The following is a 17,311-nucleotide window of genomic DNA, read 5'->3' on the forward strand; positions in this document are numbered from 1 at the left end:
ACCGTAAAGTAGCTGCTTAAGCTACCGCAAAAAAATGGAGGAATTCGTTCGTGGAGTGTGAAATTAAGTTATTCGGTCTGTCAGCTAACAACAAGTTGGCGCGTGCAGTGGCCGAAGAGTTGCACCAACCGTTGAGTCAAATTGATATTCAACGTTTTGCTGATGGTGAAATTTATGAGCGAGTTTTGGAGAGCGTTCGTGGCGATGATGTTTACATCGTGGCACCCATCGCTGAAGAAGTGAACGACGCTTTCATGGAAATTATGATTGTGATTGATGCGTTGCGCCGTGCTTCTGCTGGGCAAATTAATGTGGTGATTCCATATTTGGGTTATGCCCGCCAAGACCGCAAAGCAAAGTCACGTGAGCCAATCACGGCTAAGATGGTTGCTTCAATGCTTGAAATGAATGGTGTTGACCGCGTGGTTGCCATCGATTTGCACGCTGACCAATTGCAAGGATTCTTCGATATCCCAGTTGATCACTTGCAAGCTGCGCCACTATTGTCAGATTACTTCTACAGTCGCAACATGACGGATGATTTGGTAGTTGTATCACCTGACCACACCGGTGCGGGACGTGCCCGTAAGTTTGCTGATTTGTTGCACTCACCATGGGGTGTGGTAAATGATCACGTCGCAATGACAACACCAGAGTCACCTGATGCTATTGTTGGTGAAGTGGCTGGTCGTCGTACGATTATCGTTGACGATATTGTCGACACTGGTCGTCGTGTCCAAATGACAGCCCGTGCTTTGCGTGCTAACGGGGCAACCGATGTCTTTGTTGTGGCAACACACGCCGTTTTGTCTGGTGATGCTGCCCAACGTTTGGCCGGGGATGACAACATTTCTCGTGTTGTGTTCACGGATACGCTGACGCTACCAGCCGAAAAGCAAAGTGCCAAGTTCACAACGTTGTCAGTGGCACCGTTGCTAGCTGAAGCTGTCCAACGTATTCACGACAATCGTGCTTTGGATGTTTTGTTGAAGTCACGCAATAATCCAGAAGCTAAGTTATAATGTTAACTAAGGTATATGAATTTTAATTAACTTGAGGGGTAATCACATGGTTTATGCAGCTGCAGATAATCGTTATGATATGATGCCATACCGTCGCGTGGCCGATTCTGGTTTGATTTTGCCAGCATTGTCATTCGGACTATGGCGTAACTTGGGCGACCAAAAGCCACTTGCGAACTCACGTGAAGTGATGTTGAAGGCGTTTGACAATGGTATTTTTTCATTTGACAACGCATCAAACTACGGCCCATCAGATGGCTCTGCTGAAGAGACATTCGGTGCAGTGTTTGAGAAGGACTTGAAGCCATACCGTAATGAATTGGTTATTACGACAAAGGCTGGTTACCACATGTGGCCAGGTCCACTAGGGGAGTTTTCTGGTAAGAAGACGTTGACAGCCGCATTGGATATGTCATTGCAACGTATGCACTTGGATTATGTTGACATTTTCTACGCACACCGTTGGGATCCAAACACAAACTTGCGTGAAACGGCGGAAGCGTTGGACTTGATGGTTCGCCAAGGTAAGGCGTTGTACGTGGGTGTTTCAAACTACACGACAGAGCAAGTTGCTGAAATTGGGGCAATTTTTGATGAATTGCACACGCCATTTATTGGTAACCAAATGTCATACAACATGTTTAACCGTGAAGCTGAAACGACGGATATGTTGGCAGAATTGGACAAGCACCACGCTGGTTTGATTGCCTACGGTCCTTTGGCTGAAGGGCTGTTGACGGACCGCTACTTATCTGGCTTCCCAGCTGACATGCCTTTGCACCGTACGAATGCTTTCATTAAGGAAGATCCAGAAGGTACGGTTGCTAAGTTGAACGCGTTGAACAAGGTGGCTGCAGACCGCGGCCAAACGTTGGCGCAATTGGCTATGGCTTGGTTGCTTCGTGACCGCCGCGTCCCATCAATCGTTATCGGCGCTTCATCAGTTGACCACTTGTTGGACAACGTGAAGGTCCGCGATAACATGGATTTGTCAGCTGAAGAGTTGGCAACCATCGATCAAATTTTGAAGAACAACTAATTGAAAGTGTCCTATTATCCAAGCGGGTAGTGGGGCACTTTTTCTGTTATACTAAGTTGATAAGTAGTAAGGGAGCGAACAACATGAAGAAGATTACAGTTTTGGGTTCTTTGAACGCTGACACAATTCTGCACATTCCACATTTGCCACAACAAGGTGAGACGATGGCGATGGACGACGCCTCAACAGCCCCTGGTGGTAAGGGTGCTAACCAAGCTGTCGCTGCAAAGCGCATGGGTGGGGATGTTAACTTTATCGGTGCCGTTGGCCAAGATGCAAATGGGCAATTGCTTTTGGGTGCACTTAAGGCAGATGGTGTTGATACAACCCACGTTGCTGAACTTGAAGGTGTCGCAACTGGTGCAGCTTACATCATGTTGGAAGCTGACTCACACAACACAATTTTGATTTTAGGTGGGGCTAACCGCCAAGTTAACGAATCAAACGTTGAAGCTGCTGAGGATACCATCAAGGCATCAGATGTGTTGATTGCACAATTTGAAACGCCAATGGTTGCCACTTTGAACGCTTTTAAGAGCGCCAAGGAAGCTGACGTGATGACGGTTCTTAATCCAGCACCAGCAACGAAGGACATTCCAGCCGAGTTGTTTGCCGTGACTGATTTGGTGGTACCAAACGAAACGGAAGCTGAAATCATTACTGGCATTCCAGTGACGGATGATTTGTCGATGGAAAGTGCTGCCAAGCGTTTGCAAGAAATGGGTGCTAAGAACGTCATCATCACAGTTGGTGAGCGCGGCTCTTACTTCTACATGGCTGATGGCGAAAATGGTTTCGTGCCAGCTTTGAAGGTGAAGGCAGTTGATACGACGGCTGCTGGTGACACGTTTATCGGTGCATTGACGACTAAGTTGGACGCCGACATGCGTAACGTTGAGGAAGCCGTGCGCTTTGCCAACGCAGCTGCCGCAATTACGGTGCAAGGGGCTGGTGCACAACCATCAATCCCAACGTTGGACCAAGTTAACGCTTCACGTGCATAATAAAGAATGAACGCAAACGTCGGACGCTTGTCCGGCGTTTTTTAACAGGAGAACAAGAATGAATAACAATGATATCGTGCGTCGCATTCGTTTTATCTACAATATTAAGAATGCTGACATGATTAAGATTTTTGAACTTGGTGGTTTGACGATTACCAAGGAGCAATACCAAGACATTATGACCAAGCAAGAACCATATACATCTCGTGATGAAAAGTTGTCACGTCGCGATTTGGAGAAGTTTATGAATGGTTTGATCATTTCACAACGTGGTGTAAAGAAGGATGAAGATGGGCAACCAGTTGAACCTGACTACAGCATGCAACGTGATAACGACATCAACAATGTCGTGATTAAGAAGTTGAAGATTGCGATGACATACAGCAATGAAGACTTGATTGAGTTCTGGGAAGCAGCTGGATTCAAGGTGTCAAAGGGTGAAGTTGGGGCCATGTTGCGTCGTAAGGGTCACCCAAAGTATTTGGTTGCTGGTGATCAATTTATGCGTAAGTTGCTTGGTGGGTTGGCCATCACTTTCCGCGATGGCGAGACGACTGAAATTGTCGATTAGAAAATTCTAATAAATTTCGCAGGTTACGCACTGAAAAAATACCGCTGGTTTGATATACTTGCCTCATCATATAGATATGGGGGATATTAACATGGTAGCTGAATTGAATTTGGAAATTGAACCAATGCATTTTCAACGTATTTTGGTAGGTGTGGATGAATCACAACAAGGTCACGTGGCTTTGGCGAACGCGATTCACCAAGCTGTCGAGGACGACGCAAAGTTGATCATCGCATCAATTTTGGAATTGGGGGAGTTGTCAGCAGTTGATGTGTTGAGCTTGCCAACTGTTCAAGCGGTTGAAGACCAATTGGAAGCCAACTTGGCGCGTTACAAGGAATATGCAGAAGCACACGGTGTTAAGGATGTTGAAGTTGTCTTTGACAGCGGTCAACGTGCCGGTGAAGTGCTGGTAGAAGAAATCGCACCACGTGTTAACGCTGACATGATTATTGTTGGGGCGCACTCAAAGAAGGGCTGGTGGGAATCATTGGGTTCTCAAGCTGTTTACGTTGCGCGTCACGCCAAGGTATCATCAATGATTGCCCGTTGCGATTTGGAAGAGCCTAAGAAGTAATAGATATGAAGCCCTGTGCCACGTTGGTATGGGGTTTTAATTTGGGGGTAAGTCAGAATGGAAATTAGAGAAGCACAGACATTAGCAGATTACGCTGGTATTTTGGCAATTGATGAGGTCGTTTGGAATGATACAAATGCACCCGTTGCCATGCAAAAATGGCTGGATGCCGGTGAATTTCAAGCCGCGATGGTTGCTGAAGGACGCCGTCACGGCGTTGCGGTTGACGAGAATAATGCTGTATTGGGATACGTTGAATTTTCGTCACGTTTTCCAAGTCATCAGTATAAGTGGGACATCGGTCTTGGTGTTGCACCGGCTGCGCAAGGTCAAGGTGTTGGTGGTCAATTGCTAACGTGGCTCCAAGAATTAGCACGCCAAGAGAAAATGCACAAAATCACCTTACGGGTGTTGGGAACGAACACCAAAGCAATGCACTTGTATGAACGAGCCGGATTTAAAAAGGTTGGTGAATTAAAAGACGAATTTTATTTAAACGGTCATTTTGTTGATGACTATCTAATGGATTGGTTCATTGACTAATGAAAAGCACATGGCGACATGTGCTTTTTCTTATTTTTAGAAAGTGAAAACCTAAAAAATATCATACGTATGAATAATTTTTGACTTATGTGAAAAAAATACTATTGCTTAAAAAACATTCACCCTGTATACTAACTCTTGCGGGTGAGGAGCCCCGGTTAAGTGAAAGTCATAAGCCTTCAATCTGAAAAGATTGGACGAAATCCTTTATGAAATTTATTTAGCACTATGAACTAATATCAAAGTTAATAGTACACTGGGGAAAACCTCGCTATGAGTTTTTAAAACATAGTAGGAGGGTTTGTCATGTCTGAAGAAATGACAAAGAAGCCTGGCTTCGTCGGCGATGCAACTGCTGACGCAAGTTTGGGCGATGTGAACGGTTCTGTGGAGGTGCCAAAGAACGGTTCATTCTGGCGTAAGTTGTGGGCCTTTTCAGGTCCTGGAGCCTTGGTTGCCGTGGGTTATATGGATCCAGGTAACTGGGTAACGTCTGTTGCGGGTGGTGCGAACTATCACTACACGCTTTTGTCAGTCGTATTGGTCTCATCATTGATCGCAATGATGTTGCAATACATGGCTGGTAAGTTGGGAATGGTTAAGCGCGAAGACTTGGCCCAAGCTACACGTGCTCGTACGAGTAAGTCAGGTGGTTTCGTCCTTTGGATTATCACTGAGTTGGCGTTGATTGCCACTGATATTGCCGAAGTTATTGGAGGAGCGATTGCGTTGCACTTGCTGTTCGGTTGGTCAATGATTGCGTCTGTTTTGACGACAGCATTTGACGTATTCTTGCTATTGTTGTTGATGCGTTTCGGTTTCCGTAAGATTGAAGCAATTGTTATTACATTGATTTTGACTATTTTGGTTATCTTCGGTTACTTGGTAATTTCATCAAGCCCAGACATCGTTGCGATGTTGGGTGGCTACGTACCACAATTGCAAGCTGTAAGCACGCACGCACCAAAGGGTGTTGATTCACCATTGTTGATGACGTTGGGGATCGTTGGTGCGACGGTTATGCCGCACAACTTGTACTTGCACTCATCAGTTTCACAAACGCGTAAGATTAATCGTGAGAACAAGGCTGAATTGAAGGAAGCTGTTCGCTTCATGACGTGGGATTTCAAACATTCAATTGACGTTGGCCTTCGTTGTTAACTCAATGTTGTTGATCTTGGGAGCATCATTGTTCTTCGGTCACGCTGATTCAGTTGGAACGTTTGGTCAAATGTACTCAGCTTTGTCAGATAGCAAGGTTGCTGGTGCAATTGCCTCACCAATCTTGTCAACGTTGTTCGCCGTTGCGTTGTTGGCGTCAGGTCAAAACTCAACGATTACAGGAACGTTGACTGGTGAAGTTGTCATGGCTGGGTTCTTGCGTTTGAAGATTCCAATGTGGGCACGTCGTGTGATTACACGTGGATTGGCCTTGGCACCAGTTATCGCCTTTACATTGATTTACGGTGGTGACGAGTCAAAGTTGGACGTCCTATTGATTAACTCACAGGTCTTCCTATCAATTGCCTTGCCATTTGCGATGGCACCATTGATTTTGTTCACATCATCAAAGAAGGTGATGGGCGAAGACTTCGTTAACCCTAAGTGGATGACGGTTATTGCTTGGCTAGTATTTATCGTTTTGACTGGATTGAACATCCAATTGATCGTTGAAACGGTTCGTAACATGTTCTAATAGATATTTATCAAGACTTCGCAGTGTTCGCTGCGAAGTCTTTTTTTTCAAGCGCTTATGTTTGACATATCATTATATCTCGTATAATATATACTATATCGCAAATAGTGTTATATCACACGAAGGAGACGGGTATGAATATTCAAGTACCGACGACCGTATTGGACGGTTCGGTTCTCGCGATTTTAGCTAAGGAAGATACCTACGGCTACATCATCACGAAAACCATGCAAGACTTGCTGAACGTTAGTGAGTCGACGATGTATCCGGTGCTACGCCGCCTGAAGAAAGATGGTTATGTGGAAACGTATGACCAACCATTCGAAGGTCGCATTCGACGTTACTACAAAATGACCGCTGACGGGCAAGCACATTTGACAGAAATTAAAGATAGTTGGGGCGCTTTCCGTGGCGCAGTTGACTCGCTATTGGAGGAACAATAATGGTTAATGAGTATTTGGCAGACGTGCGAAGCTATATGGCTGGGGTGCCGGAAAACGAGCGCGAAGAACTGCTACAGTTTTATGAAGAACAAATGATGGACGCGGGGTTAACGTCCGAGCAAATCGTTGAAAAGTATGGCACGCCAAAGGAATTCGCCCGCAAGTTGAAGTTGGAGTACTTCATTCAAGTGGACGATGCACCAGAAGCAACTGACATGCCAGCTGGTAAGCGTACTAAAAATCGAGCAACATTGATTTGGTTGATCATTCTAGGATTGTTTGCATCCCCAGTTTTGATTCCGGTTGCATTGATGCTAATCGCAGTCTTGTTTGGCGTGTTTATGGCCTTCATTGGGGTCATCTTTGCGATTTACGCAACAATTATTGCTGCATTGGCAGTGGGTGTTTTTGCATTTGTTTCAGGTATTATTTTGCTATTCCAATCAGTTGCAACGGGAATCTTCTTTATGGGGGTTGGAATCGTCGCAACGGCAGCAACAATTTTCTTCGCACCGTTAGTTTGGCGCGCGACGAAGTGGTTGTTTGAACAAGTCATTGTCTTTGCAAAGTGGATTGGTCGCAAGTTGGTTCGCAAGAATCGTGTCGAACCCGCACAGGAGGTGTAAGCGCATGGATTTGAAGAAAACTTTGATTATTGGCGCTGCTGGTATGGTGCTTGGTGGCGTGATGATTGTGGGGGGCTTGAGTGCTGGTGCGGAAACGAACATTGCTTGGGACAAGGGTCCGAAGATTGTTAATGTTTCAACGACACACAAGACATTTAAGGATGCCCAAGTGCAAAACCTTGAAGTTGATGCCGGCAATAACCTGGTGGAAATCGTTCGTGGTACAGAATGGGGTGTGAAGGCGACTGGCACATCAAACAAGGTGTTAACTGATTTACAAGATAAGACATTGCGTATTGATGCACCGGATGACAATCACCACATGATTTTCTCATTTGGTAATTATGATCCAAAGGTCACGGTTACGGTGCCGTTCTCAGCTAACTTGGATAATTTGAAGATTACGACAACGAATGGTGGCATGATTGTACAAGGACAAAATGTTAAGAACACGACAGTAAGCAACTCAAACGGTGGTGTCCGCTTTGAAAACTTGCAAGGTGAGCAGCTAAACATTACGACAACGAATGGTGCGATTGCACTTGAAGATACGAACTTGCATGCCGTGCATTCAAAGAGTCAAAACAGTGCATTCAAGGCTGAAAATTTGACGTTGACGGATGCGAGTGACATCACATCAACAAACGGCATGATCAAGCTTGAAGATAGCCATTTCCCAGGTTTGGATGCATCAACACATAATGGTTATGTGCATGTTGAAGATGTGCAAAACGGTGACGATGACAAGAGTTACCAAACTGGTGATGCAACGAAGGCTTTGAAGATTCAAACGACCAACGGTGTCATCTCAATTGAAAACTAAGTACAACGAAGTCGGGTATAGCACCCGACTTTTTTACTACGCAATTTTCCGTTTAGTTAAACTAAACAAAGAAAGCGTTTACATTTAGTTTAACTAACTTTATAATAGTAACCGTGTTAAGGCACGTTATTGTTTGAGATATTTTTGAGATGCAGGGAGATTTGCGTTATGAGCTCATTACTCGTATTGTTGTTGGGGATTTTCCTCCTGTTGTTTTTGATTATTAAGGTCAAAATGAATACTTTTATCGCACTGATTTTGACGTCAGTAGCGGTTGGACTGGGATTGGGGATGAATTTTGCCCAGATTCCAGTTTCGATTCAAAATGGAATCGGTGGATCGTTAGGTGAATTAGCAATTGTCTTTGGTTTTGGGGCCATTCTGGGGCGATTGGTGGCTGATGCCGGAGGGGCATACCGCATCTCGCATACGCTGATTAATTTATTCGGTCGCAAGCGCGTGCAAATTGCGGTTATGATTGCAGCGTTTATTATCGGGATTGCGCTCTTCTTTGAAGTTGGTATGGTGTTGTTGATTCCAATCGTCTTTGCCATTGCGCTTGAACTTGGTGTGCCGCTACTATACTTGGGAATTCCGATGGCGGCTGCGTTGTCAGTGACACACGGATTCTTGCCACCGCACCCAGCGCCAACTGCAATTGCGGGTGCCCTAGGTGCCAACCCTGGTAAGGTATTGGTGCTTGGCTTGGTAGTTGCCATTCCGGCCGCTATTATCGCCGGTCCGGTGTTTGCCAAATTGGCGAAAAAGTATGCGCCTGAAGCATTTACGGTGAAGTCTGAATTGACGGCGTTTGGGGAAATGAAGAAGTTTGAACTTAATCAAACACCATCATTTGGGTTGTCGTTGCTCACATCACTTTTCCCAGTTATTTTGATGGGAATTACAACTATCTATTCAATTGTCGTTAACGACGGTAAGGCGTTTGATGCTTCCAAGGTAAAGGGACTCGATGCCTTTGTGGCAATGATTGGTAACCCGGTGGGGGCAATGATTATTTCACTATTGTTTGCCTTGTGGTCAATGGGCTGGCACCAGCGTAAGACGGTTAAAGAATTAACGAATACTGTTGAAGAATCAGTTAAGTCGATTGCAATGTTGTTGTTGATTATTGGTGGTGGTGCGGCATTCAAGCAGATTTTGATTGATGGTGGTATTTCTGATCAAGTTGCCACGCTATTTGCGAATGTTCATATTTCGCCACTTATTTTGGCGTGGGTCATCACCGTCATTTTGCGCGTAGCCCTTGGTTCAGCGACAGTTGCTGCTTTGACTGCTGCTGGATTGGTACAACCTTTGATGACCCAAGCTGGCGTTGATCCAGCGCTGATGGTACTGGCAATTGGGGCTGGGTCATTAGCGGCATCGCACGTGAATGACGCTGGCTTCTGGATGTTTAAAGAATATTTCGACTTGGACGTCAAGCAAACGTTGAAGATTTGGACGGTCCTAGAGTCGTTGATTGCGGTGGTTGGTTTGATTATCGTGCTTATTTTGAATATGTTTATGTAGTTACTGGAAGGTCCTCATTTTTCTTAAATGGGGGCTTTTTTGCTATCTCATGATAATCTCATTTTTGGTATAATAGACGTAACAAATAGGGGGTCCAGATTAATGAAAATAAATCAGTATGCGGTGGTCGAGACCCCGTTCGAACAACAAGTGCACGAACTGACAGAAATTGGCTTTTACGATGAAACAGTGGCTGATGCAATGGGTGTTGATGCAATGGCCGTTTGGCAAGCATTGTTGCTGCAAGCCTTTCCGGAATATCATGACGCAACACCAAAATTGCGAGAGATAGCTGTTGATAACAATCGTGATGTTGCGACATTTTTGCAGAGTGGATCGCCACTAACAACTGAGATTTTTGACGCAGTTGCATTGCAGTTACTTGGCTTCACGGAAACTGTTGATTCCAAATTGATCAGCCAATGCAAGCAGTTCATGCTATTGGACTACCGCTGTACGAGAAGCTTGGCAAGTGGGACGTAGATGATGTTCTTACGGCTTGGTATGCTTTGCTGACGACGCATACAGCTGGTGGGTTGCAATTTATCGATGATTTGGCCAGCCGTGGTTACTTTGCTAAGACGAATTTGCCACTGTTTTTCAACGGGAAAGCAATGGCGACTTTTGATACCAGTGCGCTAATTAAAGAAGTTGTGTATGTCGAAACGGATGTGGATACGGATGAAGATGGCGTTCGTGATTTGGTTCGCGTTGAAATTTTGCGACCTGATACGTCAGTTGATGTACCCGTCTTATTCACAGCGTCACCTTACTATCAAGGATTGAACAACGAGGCGAATGATGCTAAATTGCACACGGTTGATGTGCCACTAAGTCACAAGACACCTAACAATGTGCGCTATGAAGATATTGTATTCCCAGGGGTGACGCTACTGGATGCTGAACAACATGAGATTGTTGCTGAAGCTGATGAAGCAACGGAAAGTTTCAAGGCAACGAGTCATGTCGACATCAACAATTACTTCTTGGCGCGTGGTTTTGCGGTTGCATACTCTTCAGGTGTGGGTACGCGGCATTCAGACGGGATGCAAGATACTGGTTCGCCAGAACAAGGGCTTTCAATGAAGGCGGTTGTTGAATGGTTGGCTGGCAATCGCGTAGCCTTCACAGACCGTACTTCGGGTTATGCCGTTAAGGCTAATTGGTCAAACGGCAAGGTTGCGATGACGGGAAAGTCATATTTGGGAACCTTGGCAACGGCTGTCGCAACTACTGGCGTTACTGGTTTGGAGACCGTGATTTCTGAAGCAGCTATTTCAGATTGGTACCAATACTATCGTGACAATGGGCTAGTCATTGCACCAGGTGGCTTCCCAGGTGAAGATATGGATGTGCTGGCGGAATTGGTTTATTCACGTATGCACGATTCAGCTGACTGGCACCGCACGAAGGATCAGTGGACGGCTTTCCAAGTCCAAACTGACAAGATGATGGAACGTGAGTCGGGTAACTACAATACATATTGGGATGCCCGCAATTATTTGCCACATATTTCAGAAATTAAAGCTGACGTGGTGATGGTGCATGGCTTGAATGATTGGAACGTTAAGCCACGCCAAGTATTCCGCTTGTGGCAAGCGTTGCAAGCGAGTGGCGTTGCCAAGAAGTTGTACTTGCACCAAGGACAACACATTTACATCAACAACAATCGTTCGCTTGATTTCTCAGATCAAATGAATTTGTGGTTGTCACACAAGCTTTATGGTGTTGCTAACCAAGCTGAAACGCAGTTGCCGGATGTCACCTGGCAGGCAAATGACCAAGCTGAAACGTGGGAAACACGCCAAAACTGGGGACAAACTGAACCGGTTGTTTTGCCACTGACTGGGGATGATGAGATGAGCTACGAAGATTGGCAAATTGAATCTGATTTCGAGAGTTACAAGCGCGACTTTAATAATTGGCGTACTGAAATGTTGAAGCAAGAAAATGACCGTTTTGAAGTCAATCGTTTGGTATTCACCGAAGCACCATTCGAAAACGATGTCGTGATTGATGGTGAAGTGACAGTAAAGTTGCGTATCAAGTCATCGGAAAACTTTGGCTTGGTGAGCGCGATGTTGGTTGATTATGGTGAAGCACAACGCTTGGGTGCGACGCCAACGCCACTTGGTCAACAAATTGACCGCGGTACGGAATGGCAACCAACGTCATTGGTAGAGTTCAAGTTGCAAAAGCCAACAACAGAAAAGATGATTAGTATCGGTCACATGAACTTGCAAAACCGCTCTGCGCCATGGCAAGTTGATGATTTGGTAGCTGATGAGTATGTGACGCTTAACTTGACGTTGCAACCAACGCTTTATCGTTTGAAGGCGGGTCACCAATTGGGTGTGATTTTATATGGCACGGACTTTGAAATGACGGTGCGTGGTAATCAAGATATTCGCTACACAGTTGATACTGTCAATAGCGAGTTATTAGTACCTCTCCAACAATAAATTTATGTGAAAAAAGACTTTTTGGTATACTTGTGCCGGAAAGTTTTTTTTGAGGTGAGAGAATGTCGGATATCATCATTATATTTGCTGTATTGCTGGGTGTTATCCTAGCGAGTCTTGTTGCGAATCGACTGAAGAAAGTGCCAAAAGCATTTATAACAATTGCGATTGGTTTTGCACTGTCATTCGTTCCTTATATTAGAGAACACGTGGCATTAGAGTCAGAGTTTTTCATGATGTTTATCATCGCGCCAATTTTGTATTATGACGCACAACGCTTTAATCCGTATCGCGTCGGTAAACATCTTCGCTCAATTATTTACTTGGCGGGATCGCTAGTGATTTTGACGGCATTGGTGACAACGTTTATTGGTGTGCCGGTGGGATTGGCGCATTCAATTCCGTTGTCTTTGCTGATTGCGTCAATCGTGACGCCGACAGACGCTGTAGCTGCCAATTCAATTACCGAAAATTTTTCGATACCTGAAGGAACGAAAACGGCCTTGGAGTATGAGTCATTGTTTAATGATGCAACGGGCCTTGTGCTGATGAGTATTGCATTGACCGGTGTTGAAGCAAATCGATTGTCGCTGACAGCAGGTGTATGGGAACTAATCAAAGTTGCGGGTGGTGGTGTCCTGGTCGGTATGATTCTAGGCTACCTGATTTACTTGCTAATTGATTTTATTGCTTCTCAGACTAGTGATTCAATGAGTTCCGTTGTGCCGATGATGGTAATGACACCATTTATTGCATACTTTATTGCCGAGTCAATTGGTGTTTCAGGTGTGTTGGCGGTTGTTGTGGCAGCAATTTTCCAGGTGCAGCGGACAATGCGAACGCGTCTGTCGTTGGTGCATGATGGCCTAACGAGTCGTAGTCTTTGGCAAGTGCTATCAAGTGTGTTGAATAATGCGGTTTTTGTCCTGCTAGGGATGAATATATTCAATGTCATTGATTTAATAAAGAACATGACAAAATCAGAACTTCTCCATTCTTCTGCATTGGCCGTTTTGTCATATTTTGCCATGCTTATCGCGCGTGGCTTGTTGGCTTATTACCGGCATGAAGAAACGTGGTCTGAGTTGATTGGTCCGGCTGGTTCTAGCGAGCGACGTCATAATGCGGTGACGTTTGCACTGTCGGGTGTTCACGGGGCAGTGACGCTAGCATTGGCGTTTTCAATTCCAACTAACGTACCGTTTCGGCCTGGTTTGATACTGGCAGCTGCTATTGTGATTGGTTTGAGTCTGATTGTGCCAACCCTGGTTCTACCGTTTTGGTTGCCGGCTAAGCAAGCGTCTGTAACGGTTGACGACTTGCAAGAGGCACGTTTGGAAATGTTTGCAGCCACTAAAACAGAACTCAAACAGAAGCAGTTGCCCGAGGAATTGTATTTGGGAATCGTGGAATATTTAAGTTCACAGGTACGACCAAACCGTTTTTCAAAAAATCAACGCTTGTTTAATCGTTTGTTGCAAGATACCGCCAAGGCGTCACGTACGTATGTGCAGACGATAACGGCTGTCGACCCGGCAATCAGACATGCCTATTTGCATCTGATTGACCTGATGCTAGCTGAAGAATTGTCGTTTGCACCATGGCGATCGCTTAAAGCAACTCTTTCTCGACGTGAGTTAAATTGGGTCTTCCAACGTTATCAACAAGGGGGCATTCACTCTGACATGACGAATCAAGAACGTGAAGAGAAACGGTCAGTGAACATTGCTGAGTTACAGCGACAATGGCGCAGTATCTCGAATGAAAATTCAACGTACATGATGGCTTGGGTAACGGAACGTCGGAATGAAGCGGCGGATGTCGAAACCCACGATGCGTGGGAACGCATTTTAGATATTTATCGATTTAGGCATGCATCATTGTTGCGAGGGCTGAATCACGTGGCACTTAAGAAAGAACACATTATGAAGGCGCTCAACTCCGAAATGCAGTATGTCTTACGTCGTTTGTATGATGGCGGTTTTTCACAAGAAATTGGCGATCGACTTATCCAGGAAATTGCTGAAGCACAAGCGTGGCAGTCACAACAAACCATGATTGATCCAAAACGTGCGGGAAGACGGGCATTTTAGTTACGCCCATTCAGATATGTGCTAACATAGTACCAATTGAGTCAAAAGAGGGGTCTAACGCATGGAACGCAAACTAATCGGAATTGATTTGGATAAGACAACATTGAATGACGCAGGTGAGGTTTCAGACCGTACCCGTCGTACGCTGCAAGCTGCACAAGCTGACGGGCACATTGTGTCAATCGTTACGGGACGTCCCGTACGTTTGTCGATGGATATCTACGACACGTTGGGCTTGAAGTCACCAATGATTAACTTCAACGGGTCATTGGGTCACAAGCCACGCCAACACTGGGAACATGAGTATTCATTTAATATCGATCGTGAAATTGCGTTTGACCTGCTTGAAAATGCGCAAATGATGGGTATTGATACTGTCGTTGCGGAAAGTAAAAATGACGTTTGGGCAAACGGTAATGGCCCACAACGTAATACAGAAGATGCAATTTTCTTCCCACAAGACGAAGCGAACCGTAAGATGTTGGATCGTTTGAACTTGCAAACGGACGTGAATGCCATCTTGATTCACGCCGAAAATGCCTTGCATCAATCACAAATTCAACACTTTGTCACGGAGCGCTACGGTGCTGATCGCGTGAACGTGAAGACGTGGGGTGGTGAGTCACCAGTTCTTGAAGTGGCGCCAGCTGGTGTTTCAAAGGATACCGGTTTGGACATCTTGCGTAAGGCCTACGACATTAAGAAGGATGATATCTATGCCTTTGGGGATGAGATGAACGACTTCGAGATGATTGGCTACGCAACTCACGGTGTGGTGATGAAGAACGGAAACCCTGAACTAAAGGCTATTGCCGACGATATGACAGAATACACCAACGAAGAAGACGGCTTGGCCCGTTATCTTGAGAAGTTGTTGAAGTTGTCACTGTAATGATTGAAGTAAAGTTCCACGATGCAAGGGACTATGTTATACTTTAGACATAGAAAAAGCCCAGCGAAGTTGCACCTTCGCTAGGCTGACAGGTTCCTAGGTTTGGACAATGGGGCGTCTACTGCTTACGCGGTGGGCGCTTTTTTCGTGTCTCGAAGTTCACACGTTTCACCATGACGTAAGCCACGGCTAGCATGTAAATGATTCGAGGCGTAACGATTATCGCGACGACAGCTACAGTCCAGGGACTGAATACATCGAAGTTAACCATTGCCAAACCATTTCGGGATAGTCTTGGGAAGCATTTTGTTTGTCCACCTCGGTTCCCAGAAAATTTAAGGGTAGGCAGTGACAAATATGCAAACCTAAACACGCTGTCACAGTAAGAAATGGTGGCCAAACCGTTCCTTGCTGCACTCACTAGTATGTGGGAATGCAGTTTGTTTTTCAACCCTTATAATATTTTGAAACCGAGTTAAAAATTCACTACTTATACCGCAACAGGTCAGGTTTTTAAAATAGATGAAAAACGTGTAAAATAAATAAGAATACTTAGATTTAAGGAGATACCGAATGGCGGAGTTACCAGAAGGATTTGAAGAAAAATACCGTCAATTACTTGGCGATGAGGCAGATGCTTTTATTGAATCGTTCGATAAGCCTGTCGTGAAGGCGTTCCGTCAAAACCCTTTGAAGGCCAGCATGGATCTATACGATACCAAGGCCGATGGCAAGGTGCCATGGGGTAAGTGGGGAAACTTTGGTGCTGTAAAGGGTCACTCTGTTGATCACACAACGGGTGTCATTTACTCACAAGAGCCATCAGCCCAATTGGTTGGTGAACTTGCACACCCCAAGCCAGGCGAGCGCGTGCTAGATTTGGCTGCAGCGCCTGGTGGAAAGACCACGCACTTGGCATCATTTATGGAACAAAAGGGACTGTTGGTCTCAAATGAAATCTTCCGTAAGCGTGCAGCTATTTTGAGTGAAAATGTGGAGCGCTTTGGTATCCAAAATGCGATTGTGACGAACCACTCACCACAAGAGTTGTCACCAAAGTTCCCACAATACTTCGACAAGATTGTGTTGGATGCACCATGTTCTGGTGAAGGTATGTTCCGTAAAGACCCAGCTGCAATCAAGTACTGGCACGAACACTACCCAGAAGAAAACGCTGCACGCCAACGTGAAATTTTGGAAGAAGCCGTAAAGATGTTGAAGCCGGGGGGCCAATTGGTCTACTCAACTTGCACGTTCGCACCAGAAGAAGATGACCGTATCATCGCTTGGTTGATTAACGAGCGCCCTGACTTGGAAATTGTTGATGCCGACAAGTACGAAGGTATGGATGATGGAAAGCCAGAATGGGCCGATGGTAACCCTGATTTGAAGAAGACGGCGCGTTTGTTCCCACACCACTCAGATGGTGAAGGACACTTTATGGCCAAGTTGATTTCAAATCAAACGGATGAAGATTACGTTTCTAAGGAACCTAAGTTGGCTAAGTCTAACTTGACCAAGGATCAACGCGAATTGTGGCAAGCATTCCGTGCAGACTTCATGCCGGATTACGACCCAGAATTGTTGATTTCCTTTGGTGACCAAATCTACGCAGCCCCAGAAGGAACGCCTGATTTGACGGGACTTCAAGTGATGCGTGTTGGGGTTCACTTGGGAACTTTGAAGAAGAAGCGCTTTGAGCCAAGTTTGGCCTTGGCGTTGGCACTTCACCCAGACCAATTTACGCGTCGTTACGAATTGACTGACGAAGAGTGGGCCCAATACGTTCACGGTGATACGTTCATGATCCGTAATCGCGACCAATACAAGAACGGTTGGTACTTGCTTGAAATCGGTGGCAACGGAACTGGTTTCGGTAAGTTGGTTGATGGCCAAATGAAGAATTTCTATCCAAAGGGATTGCGCTTCTTAGTTCGTGAAGATAAAACAGAAGAATTGTCTGACGATATGTACTAATAGTGCGGTTTTT

The 17,311-nt window shown here is 45.3% G+C and carries 13 protein-coding genes and 2 pseudogenes; all 15 read left to right on the forward strand.

What is annotated here, in order from left to right; all coding sequences use genetic code 11:
- Positions 1 to 50 precede the first annotated feature (50 nt).
- The 15 genes and pseudogenes from OIT45_RS09400 (at position 51) to OIT45_RS09470 (ending at position 17,298) form a co-directional block, all read left to right on the forward strand.
- Positions 51 to 1,022: a ribose-phosphate diphosphokinase gene (locus tag OIT45_RS09400; protein WP_199403681.1), complete on the forward strand. Its 972-nt coding sequence runs from the start codon at positions 51 to 53 to the stop codon at positions 1,020 to 1,022.
- 46 nt (positions 1,023 to 1,068) lie between these two features.
- Positions 1,069 to 2,061 carry an aldo/keto reductase gene (locus OIT45_RS09405; protein ID WP_199403680.1) on the forward strand — a complete coding sequence of 331 codons (993 nt, stop codon included), beginning with the start codon at positions 1,069 to 1,071 and terminating at the stop codon, positions 2,059 to 2,061.
- An 83-nt stretch (positions 2,062 to 2,144) separates the two neighbouring features.
- On the forward strand, positions 2,145 to 3,065 hold the full coding sequence (gene rbsK, locus OIT45_RS09410; protein ID WP_135798105.1) for a ribokinase: 921 nt from the start codon (positions 2,145 to 2,147) through the stop codon (positions 3,063 to 3,065).
- Positions 3,066 to 3,123: 58 nt separating this feature from the next.
- Positions 3,124 to 3,636, forward strand: coding sequence for a DUF1456 family protein (locus OIT45_RS09415; protein WP_199403679.1), 513 nt, complete (start codon positions 3,124 to 3,126; stop codon positions 3,634 to 3,636).
- 91 nt (positions 3,637 to 3,727) lie between these two features.
- Complete coding sequence (locus tag OIT45_RS09420; RefSeq protein ID WP_004560371.1) at positions 3,728 to 4,213, forward strand: universal stress protein; 486 nt, start codon at positions 3,728 to 3,730, stop codon at positions 4,211 to 4,213.
- A 57-nt stretch (positions 4,214 to 4,270) separates the two neighbouring features.
- A complete protein-coding gene (locus tag OIT45_RS09425) occupies positions 4,271 to 4,756 on the forward strand; it encodes a GNAT family N-acetyltransferase (RefSeq protein WP_199403678.1) in 486 nt (161 codons plus the stop codon).
- A 306-nt stretch (positions 4,757 to 5,062) separates the two neighbouring features.
- A pseudogene (locus OIT45_RS09430) lies at positions 5,063 to 6,452 on the forward strand (Nramp family divalent metal transporter).
- A gap of 134 nt (positions 6,453 to 6,586) precedes the next feature.
- Positions 6,587 to 6,895, forward strand: coding sequence for a PadR family transcriptional regulator (locus tag OIT45_RS09435; RefSeq protein WP_004560367.1), 309 nt, complete (start codon positions 6,587 to 6,589; stop codon positions 6,893 to 6,895).
- Positions 6,895 to 7,521 carry a DUF1700 domain-containing protein gene (locus OIT45_RS09440; RefSeq protein ID WP_135798100.1) on the forward strand — a complete coding sequence of 209 codons (627 nt, stop codon included), beginning with the start codon at positions 6,895 to 6,897 and terminating at the stop codon, positions 7,519 to 7,521. The genes OIT45_RS09435 and OIT45_RS09440 overlap by 1 nt, the downstream gene beginning before the upstream one ends.
- A gap of 4 nt (positions 7,522 to 7,525) precedes the next feature.
- The gene (locus OIT45_RS09445) at positions 7,526 to 8,344 is read left to right on the forward strand and encodes a DUF4097 family beta strand repeat-containing protein (RefSeq protein WP_199403676.1); all 819 of its coding nucleotides are present in this window, start codon (positions 7,526 to 7,528) and stop codon (positions 8,342 to 8,344) included.
- A gap of 168 nt (positions 8,345 to 8,512) precedes the next feature.
- Positions 8,513 to 9,874 carry a gluconate:H+ symporter gene (locus OIT45_RS09450; protein WP_135798098.1) on the forward strand — a complete coding sequence of 454 codons (1,362 nt, stop codon included), beginning with the start codon at positions 8,513 to 8,515 and terminating at the stop codon, positions 9,872 to 9,874.
- A gap of 102 nt (positions 9,875 to 9,976) precedes the next feature.
- Positions 9,977 to 12,336: pseudogene (locus OIT45_RS09455) on the forward strand (Xaa-Pro dipeptidyl-peptidase).
- Between the two features lie 62 nt (positions 12,337 to 12,398).
- Positions 12,399 to 14,429 carry a cation:proton antiporter gene (locus tag OIT45_RS09460; RefSeq protein ID WP_199403675.1) on the forward strand — a complete coding sequence of 677 codons (2,031 nt, stop codon included), beginning with the start codon at positions 12,399 to 12,401 and terminating at the stop codon, positions 14,427 to 14,429.
- A 61-nt stretch (positions 14,430 to 14,490) separates the two neighbouring features.
- The gene (locus tag OIT45_RS09465; protein WP_003609642.1) at positions 14,491 to 15,321 is read left to right on the forward strand and encodes a Cof-type HAD-IIB family hydrolase; all 831 of its coding nucleotides are present in this window, start codon (positions 14,491 to 14,493) and stop codon (positions 15,319 to 15,321) included.
- A 573-nt stretch (positions 15,322 to 15,894) separates the two neighbouring features.
- Positions 15,895 to 17,298, forward strand: a complete 1,404-nt coding sequence (locus tag OIT45_RS09470) for an RsmF rRNA methyltransferase first C-terminal domain-containing protein (RefSeq protein WP_199403674.1) — start codon at positions 15,895 to 15,897, stop codon at positions 17,296 to 17,298.
- Positions 17,299 to 17,311: the final 13 nt, after the last annotated feature.

Source organism: Weissella sp. LMG 11983, from assembly GCF_025908495.1.
GTDB classification, from domain to species: Bacteria; Bacillota; Bacilli; order Lactobacillales; family Lactobacillaceae; genus Weissella; species Weissella fermenti.